The organism is Acetobacterium paludosum (genome assembly GCF_008086595.1).
In the GTDB taxonomy this organism is placed as follows: Bacteria; Bacillota; Clostridia; order Eubacteriales; family Eubacteriaceae; genus Acetobacterium; species Acetobacterium paludosum.
Window position 1 is genome coordinate 89289 of sequence record NZ_RXYA01000012.1, and the last position, 15613, is coordinate 104901.

Annotated in this window: 16 protein-coding genes and 1 tRNA gene; 14 read left to right on the forward strand and 3 right to left on the reverse strand. The window is 37.6% G+C overall.

What is annotated here, in order from left to right; genetic code table 11:
* Positions 1-376: 376 nt before the first annotated feature.
* From FZC41_RS12625 to FZC41_RS12635, 3 genes are read left to right on the forward strand one after another with little or no spacing between them, the layout of a single operon-like run.
* Positions 377-634 (forward strand): (2Fe-2S) ferredoxin domain-containing protein, encoded by a 258-nt coding sequence (locus tag FZC41_RS12625; RefSeq protein ID WP_279235185.1) that lies wholly within the window; start codon positions 377-379, stop codon positions 632-634.
* Positions 635-2338, forward strand: a complete 1704-nt coding sequence (locus tag FZC41_RS12630) for a [Fe-Fe] hydrogenase large subunit C-terminal domain-containing protein (protein WP_148567768.1) — start codon at positions 635-637, stop codon at positions 2336-2338.
* Positions 2338-3501, forward strand: a complete 1164-nt coding sequence (locus FZC41_RS12635) for a SpoIIE family protein phosphatase (protein WP_148567769.1) — start codon at positions 2338-2340, stop codon at positions 3499-3501. Before FZC41_RS12630 ends, FZC41_RS12635 begins: the two co-directional genes overlap by 1 nt.
* 132 nt (positions 3502-3633) lie before the next feature.
* On the opposite strand, the gene FZC41_RS12640 is transcribed toward FZC41_RS12635, so the two are convergent.
* Together FZC41_RS12640 and upp are read right to left on the reverse strand one after the other, a co-directional pair.
* Positions 3634-4977 (reverse strand): APC family permease, encoded by a 1344-nt coding sequence (locus FZC41_RS12640; RefSeq protein WP_148567770.1) that lies wholly within the window; start codon positions 4975-4977, stop codon positions 3634-3636.
* Between the two features lie 28 nt (positions 4978-5005).
* A complete protein-coding gene (gene upp, locus FZC41_RS12645; RefSeq protein WP_148567831.1) occupies positions 5006-5635 on the reverse strand; it encodes a uracil phosphoribosyltransferase in 630 nt (209 codons plus the stop codon).
* A 167-nt stretch (positions 5636-5802) separates the two neighbouring features.
* On the opposite strand from upp, the gene FZC41_RS12650 reads away from it, so the two are divergent.
* Together FZC41_RS12650 and FZC41_RS12655 are read left to right on the forward strand one after the other, a co-directional pair.
* A complete protein-coding gene (locus FZC41_RS12650; RefSeq protein WP_148567771.1) occupies positions 5803-6057 on the forward strand; it encodes a glutaredoxin domain-containing protein in 255 nt (84 codons plus the stop codon).
* A 14-nt stretch (positions 6058-6071) separates the two neighbouring features.
* A complete protein-coding gene (locus tag FZC41_RS12655; protein ID WP_148567772.1) occupies positions 6072-6296 on the forward strand; it encodes a YdbC family protein in 225 nt (74 codons plus the stop codon).
* 50 nt (positions 6297-6346) lie between these two features.
* Here FZC41_RS12655 and mog read toward each other — a convergent pair whose 3' ends face one another.
* Positions 6347-6850: a molybdopterin adenylyltransferase gene (gene mog / locus FZC41_RS12660; protein WP_148567773.1), complete on the reverse strand. Its 504-nt coding sequence runs from the start codon at positions 6848-6850 to the stop codon at positions 6347-6349.
* 266 nt (positions 6851-7116) lie between these two features.
* On the opposite strand from mog, the gene moaA reads away from it, so the two are divergent.
* The 9 genes from moaA (at position 7117) to FZC41_RS12700 (ending at position 15600) form a co-directional block, all read left to right on the forward strand.
* Positions 7117-8076: a GTP 3',8-cyclase MoaA gene (moaA, locus tag FZC41_RS12665; RefSeq protein WP_148567774.1), complete on the forward strand. Its 960-nt coding sequence runs from the start codon at positions 7117-7119 to the stop codon at positions 8074-8076.
* A gap of 2 nt (positions 8077-8078) precedes the next feature.
* On the forward strand, positions 8079-8582 hold the full coding sequence (gene moaC, locus FZC41_RS12670) for a cyclic pyranopterin monophosphate synthase MoaC (protein ID WP_148567775.1): 504 nt from the start codon (positions 8079-8081) through the stop codon (positions 8580-8582).
* 189 nt (positions 8583-8771) lie between these two features.
* Positions 8772-8948, forward strand: coding sequence for a hypothetical protein (locus FZC41_RS17330; protein ID WP_170253980.1), 177 nt, complete (start codon positions 8772-8774; stop codon positions 8946-8948).
* A 28-nt stretch (positions 8949-8976) separates the two neighbouring features.
* Complete coding sequence (locus FZC41_RS12675; RefSeq protein WP_420797224.1) at positions 8977-10227, forward strand: serine hydroxymethyltransferase; 1251 nt, start codon at positions 8977-8979, stop codon at positions 10225-10227.
* Positions 10228-10389: 162 nt separating this feature from the next.
* On the forward strand, positions 10390-10671 hold the full coding sequence (locus tag FZC41_RS12680; protein ID WP_148567777.1) for a DUF1294 domain-containing protein: 282 nt from the start codon (positions 10390-10392) through the stop codon (positions 10669-10671).
* Positions 10672-10805: 134 nt separating this feature from the next.
* A tRNA-Leu gene (locus tag FZC41_RS12685) sits at positions 10806-10890 on the forward strand.
* Positions 10891-11103: 213 nt separating this feature from the next.
* Positions 11104-12024 carry a serine/threonine-protein kinase gene (locus tag FZC41_RS12690; RefSeq protein ID WP_148567778.1) on the forward strand — a complete coding sequence of 307 codons (921 nt, stop codon included), beginning with the start codon at positions 11104-11106 and terminating at the stop codon, positions 12022-12024.
* 278 nt (positions 12025-12302) lie between these two features.
* Positions 12303-14264 (forward strand): Eco57I restriction-modification methylase domain-containing protein, encoded by a 1962-nt coding sequence (locus FZC41_RS12695; protein ID WP_170253981.1) that lies wholly within the window; start codon positions 12303-12305, stop codon positions 14262-14264.
* Positions 14265-14271: 7 nt separating this feature from the next.
* Positions 14272-15600 (forward strand): replication-associated recombination protein A, encoded by a 1329-nt coding sequence (locus FZC41_RS12700; protein ID WP_148567780.1) that lies wholly within the window; start codon positions 14272-14274, stop codon positions 15598-15600.
* Positions 15601-15613 lie beyond the last annotated feature (13 nt).

The following is a 15613-nucleotide window of genomic DNA, read 5'->3' on the forward strand; positions in this document are numbered from 1 at the left end:
TTTTCAACGAACATTTACTGGCAAAAAAATAAAAAGCACTGAAAGGATTGGTTTTTATTTTGTCAATAAATTAATATTCAATTAGTATGATTTTAGCAAATAATATGCCTAACGTCAAGGAAGAAGAGAATTTAGAAACAAATTAAGGAATAGCTTATATTCATGCTTGTAAGGAGGATAAAAATATTGTTTAAGTTAAAAAATACAGGGTAAATAAAAGTGCATATAAATAGTCATAGATTGAAAGAAGATAAATATAATAAGCAATAATTTATCTGAATTTGAAAAAGCAACTAAGATAAATTATTTATCATGACATTTTTGTTGAACTGTTGACAGTCGATTTTTCTGATGATAATATGAAGTAATTAGATTTTTGGAAGAGGAACGTGAGATGAAAACAATAAGAGTTTGTGTTGGCAGTGCTTGTCATGTAAATGGATCTTATAAGGTGGTACAGGCATTCAATCGACTGATTGACGAGCGGGGCCTAAAAGAAGAAATTGAACTGGTTGGTTCCTTTTGTATGGGTCATTGTGCTGAAGGTGTTTCGGTTGAATATCGTGATGTTATTTATGCTGTTTCAATGAAGAATGTTGAAAAAATATTTAATCAGATAATGGGAGAGAATTAATTGGGTATTATTAATTTTTCAAAAGAAAAATGTCGAAATTGTTATAAATGTATTCGAAATTGTCCCATCAAGGCCATAAAACTGAAAGATAAACATGCGCAGATCATAGAAACGATGTGTATCGGATGTGGAAACTGTATTAAAATTTGTCCCCATAATGCAAAGGAAATTCAAAGCGATGTTTCAGTTGTCAAACAATGGTTGAAAAATGAAAAAGTGGTATTGAGTTTAGAAGGCGTTTTTCCGTCAACATATTATATGGATCATCCCAGACAATATATTGGAGCGCTTAGAGAACTCGGGTTTAGCATTATCGAAGAAACATCGATTGGAGGAGATACCGTCGCTAATTCCTATATAAAAGATTATTATAGTGATAATCAGTTTGTCATTGCGTCTTCATGTGCTGCTATCAAAAATCTGATCGAAATATATTATCCTCAATTTGTTTCCTCTTTGAGTAAACAAGTTTCACCCATGATTGCCCACGGAAAAATTTTAAAAGAAAAATATCCTGATGCAAAGATCGTATATGCGGGAGCCTGCCTTGCAAAAAAAATGGAGGTTCTTGAAGAAGAAGTAAGTGGAATCATTGATGCCGTGCTGACGTTTGATGAAATTGATGTTTGGATGAAGGAAAGAAATATCGATGCCACTAAAGCAGATGTGGAAGCATTCGATGCCATCGGAACAAACATTGGAAGATTATATTCTCAAATTGGCGGACTTTCAAAAAGTTGTGTTGAAGATTTAGACGGCAGTCGAAAGATTTTACAAATCGATGGAGTAGCAGACTGTATTCTATTTATGGATGAAATACAAAATTTGGACAAAAAATATTGGATCGAAATGAATGCCTGTGAGGAAGGATGTATTAATGGCCCGGGGAATATCCATAGTCAGTTATCCAAATATGAAAAGGTGGAAATGCTGCAAACTTATATTGACATGAACAAAAACAAATTATCAGTGGAAAAGATTCCTGAAATCGATACGAAAAGAAGTTTTCATAAGCGTCCGGTTCATCATCTTGGGAAAGTGCCGGAAGAGGAACTTGAAAAAATTCTAAGACAAATGTCAAAATTCAACAAGCGGGATGAATTGAATTGCGGAACCTGCGGATATGACACTTGCCGAGACAAGGCCAGGGCTGTTTATTGGAATATGGCAGAAATCGAGATGTGTTTGCCATTGATATCGAGTCAAAATGAAGCCATTTCGAATATCATTGTGACAACAACCCCAAATGCAATTGCGATTCTTGACAAAACTTATCGTATTATTGAATTTAATGGTGCGGCGGAGAAACTGTTTAAAGTTAAAAAGGAAGATGTTTTCCATTATAATTTTATGGAAGTTCTGGATTATGATCCATTTAGAAAACTGAATTATGAAAAAAACTGCCTCTATACAGGAAAAGGGATTTATGAACGTGAAAACCTGGTCTTTATGGAAATACTGACCTATATACCGAAAGAAGAATTGTATATGGGAATTTTTATTGACATTACCAAACAGGAGCAACGGGAACAGGATTTTCTAAAAATGCAGGAAGAAACCCTTAGTATGGCACAGCGAGTCATCGACAAACAGATGCGGGTTGCTCACGAGATTGCCGGGCTTCTTGGAGAAACAACGGCTGAAACCAAGGTAACCTTGACAAAACTGCAAAAAATTGTGGGAAATCGGGAGGATGAATTTTAATGTCTTTATTTATGGATATTGCCCATGACAGCGTCAATAAAGTTAATGAAGAACTTTGTGGAGACAATGTCGAAATTCGGATTAATGATGAAAGTATCATCGTGGTATTGGCGGATGGTTTAGGGAGTGGGGTTAAAGCCAATATATTGGCAACAATGACTTCGACCATTACCGCAACGATGCTGGAAGAAAAAATGGGAATTATGGATGTCCTTGAGACATTGGAAGAGACCTTGCCCAAATCCAAGGTTCGTAATCTTGCTTATTCTACTTTTACTATTGTCCAGGTTTTTCGCAATCGAACCGCCTATATTCTTGAGTTTGACAATCCGCCACTGATATTCATTCGTGATGGAGAAATTATTGAATTGGATAGAAAACCCATACAATTTCAAGAAAAATCCGTTTTTGAAACGACGATAAAAATTGAAAAAGATGATATTTTGGCTTTCTTTAGTGACGGTGTCATTCATGCCGGAATAGGGAATCTTTTAAACTTTGGATGGCAATGGGAGGAAGCGTCAGATTATATATTGGCACGAACCTATGAAAACAAAAACGCTAAGGAAATTTCCATGGCGCTGATCGATACCTGTTACAACCTTTACGGAGAGGAACCGGGAGATGATACCACAGCAGTTGTCATTAGAGCGGAAGAGAGAAGTTATCTAACGATATTCTCAGGGCCGCCTCTTGACAAGTCAAAGGATGCTGAAGTCAAGAGGCTGCTTGATAAGGCCCGTGGAAAAAAAATTATCTGTGGAGGAACGGCTGGAAATATTGTGTCGCGGGAATATGGGGAAGAAATTGAAATTGATCTTTCCACCATTTCTGAAAGAGTCCCACCGGTTGGGTATATGAAAGGTGTGGATTTGGTAACGGAAGGAGTTTTGACGATTAGAGAAACGGTTCACTTACTTAAAGAATACTTGAATAACCGATGCGGCCATGAAATATTCGAAGCAAAAAACGGGGCTTCAATGCTGGCAAATTATCTAATTAACAAATGTACGACGATTGATATCATCATGGGAAATTCGATTAACCCGGATCATCAAAATCCGGATTTTCCCGAAGAGTTGACTACAAAATGGCGGATTACCCAAGAGTTGATTGATTTACTTCGCTGCTTTAACAAAGAGGTCAACATCGTATATGTGTAAATCAGTCAGGTTATAAATAGAAAGAGGCCATCCCTAATAAAGGGATGGCCTCTTTCTATTGTATATGCTTTGAGGAGAAAAGCTATATTAACTATGTACCCTAATATTTATAATCTAACATAAAATAGAAATTTATTTTATTTGTATTTTCTTTTTTAAAACGCCAAAGCGGTAATAAGCGTAGCCGGATCCAAAGGCAATCAGGCAAATGCTAAGATATAATCCGAATAGTGGGTTTTGAAGACCGCCAGAGAAAATAATCAAGGAACCAATAGATGCAAAAATCGGACAGATAAGTCCTCTAAATAAGCTTTTTATTTCTTTCTTTTTCCATAAAATAAAAACTTTATAATATAAGCCCAGATACAATAGATAACTGGTAACAATGGCGATTTCAGAAATATCAGAATTTGGGAACAACGCAAATTTTTGAGTGAAATAGTGAACGACCATCCAAAAGGCAATAAGTACGAGGGAAAAGAGTGCTGAATTCACTGGAAAATCGACTTTGGGAGAAATGCGTGCAAGGATAGCTGCTTTTGGAATCATGTTATCCAAACCCAAAGCATACGGCAGGCGGATCATACCCATGACCAATCCGTTTAAGGTGCCCAGAACAGAAATAAAAACAAACAACATGACGATCTTTGCTCCGCTGGGACCAAAAATCATATTCGCGGCAAAATCCAGATGAGCATCCCCCATTTTCATAATGGTGGTGGGTCCGACTAAATTGGAAATGCCAACAAAGTAAATGACATAGAGGACCAGAATGATGAGCGGACTAATTGAAAGAGCTAAAGGGAGGTTGCGTTTGCTGTTCTTTATTTCATAGGCAACTGTTGTGGAGATAATCCATCCGTCAAAAGAAAAAGCAATTGGAGCGATGGCGCCGAGCCAGCCTGTGGATGAAACTTGGGAAAGGGCATCATTAGCAAAGGTGGTGCCAGTTCCGCCAAATATTAGACCGACAATCCCAATGACAATAAGGGGGAGAAGTTTAATAATCATGGCAATACTTTGGAACTCTCCGCCGATTTTAGCTGAAAGGATGTTTATGATATAAAAAACAAAAAAACAGCAAATCCCTGACAGAATTTGAATTTCCAGAGTTTGGGTCACATTAAACAGAATACAAAAATAGATGCCGGATACCCAGATTAAAATGGCTGTGATAGTTGGCAGATAAATAAAAGTCTGGAACCAACCATAGGCACAGCCGATACTCGGGCTGATAAATTCTTTAGCATAGGTAAGGATCCCTCCGGGCAGATCTGTTCTCGCTGCCAGTTCGGCAATGGTCAAACACCCAAATACGATACTGATCGCAGCGACAACAAAGATGAGAATTCCCAAAAAAACATTTCCATTGGTGGCAATAAGAATATTATCACTTTTAAAAAAGATACCTGATCCAACGACGATCCCAACGATAAGAGCTATTGCAGTGAATAAGTTATATCCTGATCGTTTCAAGGTAGCCTCCAATTAAATAAAATGAGTGTTATTTTGTTCCGAAAAGCCGATCTCCGGCATCACCTAAACCAGGAACAATATAGGAATGTTCATTAAGGTGATCATCGATGGCCGCGCAGAAAATCGGTATCTCCGGATAAGCGGTTGTAACGGCCTTAATTCCCTCGGGACAGGCAAGAATATGAACAACTTTGATATTCTTACAATTGGCTTCTTTTAAAAGTCGAATGGTATGGATGACAGAGACACCGGTAGCAAGCATGGGATCGACGATAATGGCTTCTCTCTCGGCTATATCAGACGGGAGTTTCTTATAGTACTCAACCGCCTGTAGGGTTTCAGGGTCTCGATAAAGCCCGATATGGCCAATTTTCGCTTTGGGAATAATATTGGTGAATCCTTCGACCATCCCCAGACCTGCCCGCAAAATAGGAACAATAACGACATCCTTTTCAGCCAGAACTTTTTGCGTAGTTTTGCATATGGGGGTTTCAATGTCAATGTCTTTCAATGGAAAGTTTTTAGTCACTTCCCAAGCCATAAGGCTGGATAGTTCTTTGACCAATTCTCTGAATTCTCGGGAAGAGGTTTCTATCTTTCGAAGGTGGGTTAATTTGTGTGTGATGAGTGGATGATCCACGACGGTTACATTTTGCATCATTATCTCCTTTTATTTGTTGTTAGAATAATAATACGATAAATAACTGAATAATTCTACAAAATTTTAAGAATTATTTGTTGACAGTTAGAAAATAAGCGTTAAAATGAATGAATGTAGAGAAAAATGAACTAAGAACGGACTATGAGAGTTGGAAAGGATGACCGATGAAAAAGGAAATTAAGTTATACACCTGGGCACACTGTCCATATTGCAATGGTGCAAAAAAACTTCTGGATGATAAGGGACTAAAATATACAGATATTGATATTTATAATGATGATAAAACCCGGCGACAATTACAGGAACAAACGAATCATTATACGGTACCTTTTATCTTTATAGGCGAGACTTTTATCGGAGGTTTTTCAGAACTTAAAGAAATTGATTTTAGTGGAAAACTAGATGAATTATTACAGTAAAAAGTGAGGACGAGATGGCAGCAGCAATTACTTTTAAAGTTGTAGAAGAAATAGGTGTTTTAAGCGAATTGCCGAATGGGTGGCAAAAAGAATTAAACTTGGTTAGTTGGAACGAACGTGATCCAAAATACGATCTGAGAGATTGGAATGCGGATCATGAGAAAATGCGAAAAGGGATCACATTGACAGCGGATGAGCTGGTACAATTACGTGATATTCTTAATGGGCTAGAGCTTTAAAAATAAAAAAACGTACCTCGGTTTAGTGAGATGCGTTTTTTTTATACAGATTATTTGATCGGTTCGCCGCAATCAGCGGAACCGGAACTCAACAGCATTTCCAAGCCATGGTCAAGTGCGGGTAAAATGGCTTCAAGGTTTTCTTTAACAGCTTTCGGGCTGCCGGGAAGATTGATAATGAGTGTTCTTTTCCGGATCCCAGCGGTTGCTCTGCTTAACATGGCCTTTGGTGTTATTTGCAGGCTATAATATCGCATTGCTTCTGGAATGCCTGGGGCCATTCGATCACATACGGCTGCCGTGGCTTCCGGTGTCCAGTCTCGTTGAGAAAATCCCGTACCGCCGGTGGTTAGAATTAAATCCAGATTATCCGCATCAACCCAGGTAATCAGAGATTCTTTGATGGTGTCGACATCATCAGGGAGTATCGTCGTTTTTACGACATCATAATTCCCCAATGATTCCAGCATCGTTTGAATTAAAGGGCCGCTTTTATCTTCTCGTTGACCTTGGGAGCCTTTATCGCTTAAGGTCATTATTCCTGTTCGATACATTGTTTTCTCCTTAAATATTAAATGTGAAAAATTCATTTGATAATACCACATAAGAAAAATTCACACTTTAAAAGATTTTCTCCTACAGTATAACAATTTTTAATGAATAATTAAAGAGCGTAATTCATGTTGTTTTTTTAAAGAAAAATCGTTAGAATAGAAATAACAGAAAAATATGTTGAAAAACTAAGAATCAGGGTTATGATATTGAAAAGCTAAGAGACAGAAAAACCCTTAGAAGACACAGGGGAGAAAGCAGGAAACTGATGAAGGATCATTATGGTAGAAAAATTAATTACATGCGTCTCTCCATAACAGATTTGTGTAATTTGCGATGTGTGTACTGTATGCCGGAAGAGGGGGTTGAGAAACACGCTCACACTAAGAACCTATCTTTTGAAGAAATGCTCGACCTAATAAAAGCTGGCGTTGCGTTAGGCATAGACAAGGTTCGGTTGACTGGAGGGGAACCATTGGTTCGTCATGGTATTGTGGACCTGGTCCGAGAGATTGGCAGGATTCCAGAAATAAAAGATTTAACGATGACAACGAATGGTATTTTATTGCCAAAATATGCAAAAGAATTAAAAAAAGCGGGATTAACACGAGTGAATATCAGTTTGGACACCTTTGATCCGGATAAATATCATCAAATAACTCGCTGGGGGCATATTGAAGATGTGCTGGCAGGAATTGAAGCGGCAAAGGAAGTGGGAATGCATCCCATAAAAATCAACACCGTTCTGATTAAGGGATTTAATGATGATGAAATCGGTTCCTTTGTTAACTTTACAAAAGATCATGAAGTGGATATTCGCTTCATTGAGCTGATGCCGTTGGGAGAATCAATCAGTTTTGCTGAAAATAAATACCTGTCAAATGATGAGGTTTTAAGACAAGTGCCAGAATTGCAGCCAGTTGTTGAACTGGACAAATCAGGGCCAGCCATATATTATCGGCTGCCTGGGGCAAAAGGAAAAGTCGGTCTGATTAATCCGATCAGCAAACATTTCTGTAAAGAATGCAATCGCATTCGGGTTACCTCCGACGGCAAGATTAAACCTTGTCTTCATTCGGACTTCGAAATTGATATCGTAGCCCTTCGAAAAGAAGGCAAGAGCTATGAAGAAATATTGAAGCAGGCCATTGGCGAAAAACCGGAACAACATCATATTGATGAAAATGAAAAACAATTATTGAGAAATATGAATGAAATTGGAGGTTGAATATGGAAAAAGAGAATTTAGAGTTTACCCATTTTAATGAAGCTGGAAGAAGCCGAATGGTGGATGTTACAGAAAAACACACAACCGAACGGGTTGCCATTGCCAAGGGCTCAATTGCTATGAAAAAAGAGACTCTGCAAAAAATAATTGATGGACAAATGAAAAAGGGGGATGTCCTGGGAGTTGCGCAAATCGCTGGAATTATGGGTGTTAAGCACACCGCTGATCTCATCCCCATGTGTCATAATATTTTTATTTCAGGAAGCGATATTGCTTTTGAAATTGATCAGGATCGTTCAAAAATTTTGATTGAGGCGACTGTTAAAAATACCGGACAGACCGGTGTGGAAATGGAAGCGCTAATGGCGGTATCCATAGCAGCCCTTACAATTTATGATATGTGTAAAGCAGTTGATCGGGAAATGACGATTGAAAAAATATATTTAGCAAAAAAATCAGGCGGAAAATCAGGCGTGTTTGTTAATCCGAAGGAGAGTCAAAAATAGCCACAAAAGTAACTGCCGTTAATATATTAGTGAGTAAGTTGAATGAACAGTAATTTGCTCAAATCACACGAATAAATAAGAAAATATCCTATAATGTATTGCAATGTCAAAATAAAGTGTTACAATAGTAAATGTTATTGCCGTACAAGTGTCGCCTATAGGAGGACAGTTTGCCTGTTGGAGGACAATATGAATGAATTTGTTAATAGTATGGCTGGTGTGGCATGGAATATTATCCCGATACTGCTTATCTTTTTTTTAATGTCAGGCATAATGTTTGTATTTTATTTTAAGAAAAAGACTGAAGAATTATCGAGCTATATGAAAAGTATTGCTGCATCCTTAGAGAGGCTATCAAATCGGTAAATGACAATAGAAAGAGTTTTTATGGAGGATAAGTATGTTTTTTGAAGAAGTGAAGGTTGCAGATCCAGAGATTTACGAACTCATGGAAAAGGAATTACATCGGCAACAAAGTCATTTAGAGTTAATAGCCTCTGAAAACTTTGTGTCAGAAGCGGTTATGAGTACCATGGGAAGTCATTTAACCAATAAATATGCAGAAGGTACCCCGGGACATCGATTTTATGGGGGATGTGTTCATGTGGATAAGATTGAACAGATTGCCATTGATCGAGCAAAAGCTCTTTTTGGTGCCGAACATGCCAATGTTCAACCTCATTCCGGTGCTCAGGCAAATACAGCTGTTTATATGGCTATTTTGGAACCAGGTGATACGGTTTTAGGTATGCGTCTGGATCAGGGTGGGCATTTAACTCACGGCAGTCCAGCTAATCTTTCTGGAAAATATTATCATTTCGTTTCTTACGGTGTTGATCAGGATACGGAAATGATCAATTACGATGAAATAGAAAAACTTATAAAGGAACACCATCCTAAATTAGTGGTTGTTGGCGCAAGTTCATATCCAAGAGCTATTGATTTTGAGCGCATTTCCAAAATGACGAAAGCGGCAGGTTGCTATTTAATGGTGGATATGGCACATATTGCAGGACTTGTTGCAGCAGGACAGCATCAAAGCCCGGTGCCTTACGCAGATTTTGTAACCACGACGACGCATAAAACATTGAGAGGCCCAAGAGGCGGCATTATTTTATGCAAAAAGGAGTATGCTAAACTCATCGACAAAGGGGTTTTCCCCGGAACACAGGGTGGTCCTTTAGAGCATATGATCGCAGCAAAAGCGGTTGCATTCAAAGAAGCGGCAACTCCAAAGTTTAGGGCTTATCAGGAACAGGTTGTTAAAAATGCCAAAGTCCTGGCAGCGGCTCTCGAAAAGCGTGGATTTAGAATTATATCTGGGGGGACAGATAACCATCTGATGCTGCTGGATGTCAGCAAAGTGGGATTAACCGGAAAAGAAGCTGATGAAACATTGAGTAAAGTTAATATTACAGCCAATAAAAACGCCATTCCCTATGATAAAGAAAGTCCTTTTGTGACCAGTGGAATTCGAGTGGGAACACCTGCAATAACTACAAGAGGTTTAAATGAGGATGATATGGAAATAGTTGCTGATGCGATTGAAGCGGCTTTAATTAAGAAGGATTTAGATTTAGCTCGTGAAAAAGTTGCTTATCTAACTGGAAAATATCCTCTCTATCCAGGATTAATGGAAAAATAGAGAGTAAGCTAAAGTCTAATTTAAGGCTAATTATTTATTATTGGGTATAAATTGTGCCACAATCAGATAAAATAATTAGCCTTAAAGAAGTTGGCGATGATCTTCTTTTAACTGCCATGGATCACAGATTAAAACACAAAATAAATTTAGAAAGATAATGTCATGAAAAATTTTATTCTTTACTTGATTTTATATCTCATAATAATCAATTTCGTCACCTTTTTTTTGTTCTGGAAAGACAAAAGACGGTCAAAACGTGATGCCTGGCGAATACCAGAAAAAACCTTGCTGATTTTTAGCGTAGTGGGGGGAAGCGTTGGCGGAATAATGGGTATGAAGGTTTTTCATCATAAGACAAAGCACTTGCAATTTTCGCTGGGATTGCCGGTAATACTACTTTTTCAGGTGGGGATTGCCGCCGTTGCTTTTTTTAAGTTTGGCTGAGTTTTGTTTAGGCGGCATTAGAATAACTGTTGAATTGTGATTAAGTTGATTATTATGCGAGAAAAAACAAGGAAGAACTTGACAATTTATAAAAAAAAAGGTAACCTATAACGGTACTTGAAAATGAATGTCATGCGAGAGTGTTGGAACTGGCAGACAAGCACGTTTCAGAGGCGTGTGCCGAAAGGCGTACGGGTTCGATTCCCGTTTCTCGCACCAATAAGGAATTAAAAGCTGTGGAAATTTTAAATTTTCACAGCTTTTTTTGCGTTTTTTACTTTAGATGAAAAAAATCAGAGGTTTATGAAGTTTAAAAAGGGTAAATAAAATTGTGTGAAATAATAACGAAATAAAAAAAGAGCGGCACTTTCCGGTTGAAAATTAGAAAGTTGTGTTTTCGCAACTTGAAAGTAAAGCTGTTAGGATTGAAAAATGAAAAAAGAAATACATATTAATGTCGCTGATATAGAAGAAAATATCCATAAAATATTTGATGAGCGTTATGTTATAATCGGAATTTTAGGAAGTGGTGGAATGGGAAATGTATTCTATGCGAAGAGTAATGATGCATTAATGAAAAAGTATGCAATAAAAGTTTTGGATAAAAATATTTATCGCGAAAATATCAATATTTTAACTGAGGCCAAGGTTCTAAAAAAACTAGATCATCCATGCATTCCAAAGGTGATTGAACTGAAAGAGAATGAGTGTTATGTGTATGTTGTTCAAGAATATATTGAAGGAGAATCACTCAGCAATTTTATTAAACGAAATGGAAAGATAAAAGAAAAAACGCTGATGATCTGGATGAACAGCATTGCTTCAACCTTAAATTATCTTCATGGGCAGGGAGTAATCCATAGAGACATAAAACCAGATAATATTATGATCAATAAGGATAGTCAAATGAAAATTATTGATTTTGGTTTGGCACGAAAAATATGTGATATTGATAAAGCAGATGAACGGGTTATTGGTACGTTATCATACACTGCACCTGAACGTTTTATAAAAAAAAAGGCGACGACCCAAACGGATATATATGGATTTGGAACCACGATGTATTTTTTAGCAACCGGCATGAAACCAGAAGATATGAAGACAGAGTCAAAAAAAAGCTACGAAATTATGAAGAAGAATTTAACGGAAATGACATCACCCTGGTTGGCCTATATGCTGATAAAATCGATTGCTATCAATCCGAGTCAACGTTATGTCAATTTTGATGAAGTTTTGTATGATCTTGAAGAAGAACCATTTAAAAAATTGGAAGAACAGCAAAAATCGAAACAACAAATTGCTTTAGTTATGTTGATTTTTTGCTTTTTGTTTTTATTTGGCATCACTCTTTGAATTTCAGGTATTTCTGAAGAAAGTAGTTATAAAACCTGAGCACATCGATTTTTATTCGTTGTGTTTTTTTTGTTGTACATAAACAATAAACCGCTAAATCTTATTCTTTTTGTCATAAAAATGTTATAATAAAACCAAAAGCCAAACAAACATTCTAATCGAAAGAGGTAATTATGAATCTCCAATGCATCGCAGATAAAATGTCTATTTTTTTCAATCAATACAATTATCTTACCCACACGAGAGGTAATACACTTTTTTTATTGAAGTGTATTTTTTTGAAGTATCTCGTTAACAATCATCATATTGATTTTATTCAATATGAAAAAGAATTAAAAAAGAATTTCACTTTCGATTGTTTTATCGATTTATGGCAAGGGAAAGCCATTGAAAAGATATTCTGGGAAGAGGAAGATCAGGATTTAGAACCCCTTGGAAACCTGATATGGGAGTGGATCTGTGATTTTGTGACGGCGGCGCCTTCATTTGAAGGAGAAAATCCCAGAATTATTGGCGATCTCTATGAAGAGAGTATGATGTTAAACCATAAAAAAAACCACGGCGTTTTTTATACCCCAGAAAATTTAGCGGATTATATGGCATCAAAAGCACTGGGAAAGTGCGAAGTGGATGAAAAATATAAAAAAATTCGCATATTTGACCCGGCATGTGGGAGTGGATCCCTTTTAAATGCTGTATACGATCGAATGTTTGAAATTTATGGAGAGAACATGTGCGACGAAGAAAAAGAAATACTTCATCGATTACTGCTGGAAAAAATTCTGGTTGGGGTTGACCGGGATTCCGTCGCTTGTCTGGTAACTCGGCTCATTCTTGTTTTAAAGGGAAATACTTATGTCAGACCATTGGGGATTCAATGTGGAGATATTCTCACCGAAGAGCTAATTATTGAGAAATCAGTGGATATCATTATTGGGAATCCCCCCTATGTGGGTCACAAAGAAATAGACAGTGCCTATATGAAAAAGCTGAAGAATCGATATCCGTTAGTTTATCAGGATAAGGGGGATCTGTCCTATTGCTTTATCAATCGGGGCTGGGAATTGTTGAAACAAGATGGAATATTAATTCACATCACTTCCCGCTATTTTTTAGAAGCCTATTATGGGAAACCCCTTCGCAATTTTATCAAAAGTGCTTTTGAAATTGAAGAAATTGTTGATTTCAATGGTATCCGGATTATTCCGGGAGTGGGGATCGACCCGGCGATTATCAAGCTGATAAAAAATGAAAAGACAGAAAAAAACTGCGAGATCAGTATAAAACGCTTTTTAATAAAAAATCATAAATCGGACACCTATTCCCATTTAATCAATTCATTGGATGAGAGAAATAAGTTAGAAGAGAAACCTTTTGAATCTTATTTTGTTTCTCAGAATTCTTTGAGTGATGATCTCTGGCGGCTATATTCTCCGATTACAAAAGCGATCATCGAAAAAATCGAAAAAAAGACACCGTTTACTTTGGATAATATCGTTCATAGTTTTCAGGGGATTATCACCGGAAATGACAAAGCATTCATTTTTGATAATAATGATGAAAACCTGAACAATTTTGAAGAAAGTCATCTGAAACCGTGGATAAAAAATAAAGATGTCAGAACTTTTACCATTGCCGAGCCGCAGAAAAAAATTCTTTACACCAACGAAATTGATGCCATAGAATCCGATTCTGTTGTTCTGAAGCATTTAGGAAAATATCGGGAAAAACTGGAAAAACGCAGGGAATGCCAGAACGGAAAGCTGCCTTGGTATTTTCTTCAATGGGGCCGGGATCCCAGCCATTTTGAAAGAAAAAAAATTATTTATCCTTATAAGGCGACAAAAAACCGCTTTGCCATTGATGATAAAAAAAGTTATTTCAGTGCGGATGTGTATGGATTGATTCTGAAACCCCGGCTTTATCATAAGGTGACGGAAGAACTTTTGGTGGTGCTTTTAAATAGCCGCCTTTATAACTATTATTTTAAATCCTTTGCTAAAAAATTGGGAGACAAGCTTTATGAATACTACCCTAATACCTTATTAAAACTCAGAATACCGGATCTGGATGAAGAAAGCACTAGGCTATTTAATCGATTCTATGATAAAATCATAAAGATTAACTTACTTGAGAATGAATTGAATCGTTTAGAAATTCTCAATACGGTTGATCAATGGTTATATCAATATTTTGAACTAACAGAAACTGAAATTGAAGAAATAGAGAAGGAAGGGTGAGGGTAACATGCAGGAAAGCTTTTTTGGAATCAATTATCAGGAAAAAATGGCTGATAATGCGCCATTAGCGGTCCGAATGCGCCCCCGTACGCTAGAAGAATTTGTGGGACAGAAACATATTATTGCAAAAGGGAAGCTGCTGTATCGACTCATCGAAGCGGATAAACTGTCTTCAGTCATTTTTTACGGCCCCCCGGGAACCGGAAAGACATCCCTGGCAAAAATTGTTGCAAACCGCACGAATTCATCCTTTTATGAATTGAATGCGGTAACTTCCGGGAAAAAGGAAATTACCGAGGTTTTAGAAAAAGCAAAAAACAATCTGGGCGTTTACAATAAAAAATCCATTTTGTTTATCGATGAAATTCATCGTTTTAACAAGGCTCAGCAGGACGCCTTGTTACCCAGTGTGGAAAGAGGCTTGGTGACGCTGATTGGGGCAACCACTGAAAACCCCTATTTTGAGATTAACTCGCCACTGCTTTCCCGGTCAACCATATTTGAATTTAAAAAACTCACCCCAGAAGATATCCGGAGCGTTATTTCCCGAGCAATTACCGACAAAGATAACGGTTATGGCGTTATGAAAGTAAAATGTGACGAAGCGGCCATCAGCTATTTGTCGGAAGTGTCCAACGGGGATGTACGCAGGGCTTTAAATGCCTTGGAACTTGGCATTCTTACCGTTGATAAAGATAAAGATGGTGTGATTCATATTGATCTGGAAACGGCCCAGGAATGCATTCAGCAAAAAGCCGTTCAATATGATAAAGACGGGGACAATCATTATGATACGATTTCGGCGTTTATAAAAAGCATTCGGGGTTCTGATCCCGACGCAGCGTTGTATTGGATGGCCAAAATGATAACGGCGGGGGAAGATCCTAAATTTATTGCCCGCCGGATTGTTATTTCGGCTTCAGAAGATATCGGCAATGCCGAACCGATGGCGCTGCCGGTGGCAATGGCGGCGGCAGATGCTGTTTCATTTATCGGCATGCCGGAAGCACGAATCAATCTGGCACAAGCAGTTGTTTTTCTGGCCTGTGCCCCTAAGAGCAATGCTTCGTATGTGGCAATCGATGCGGCACTTTCAGCCGTTCAGCATGCATCCAACAGCAATGTCCCGGCTCACTTACAGGATACGCATTATTCTGGAAGTGAGAAACTGGGGAGAGGACTGACCTACAAGTACCCTCACAGTTATCCAGGGCACTATGTGCTGCAGCAATATCTTCCCGATGATTTGGTGGGAACTCATTTTTATGAACCGACCGAAATGGGTCACGAACGAAAAATGAAAGAATATCTTAAGAAAAATGGAATAATAGAATAAAAATAGATAAAAA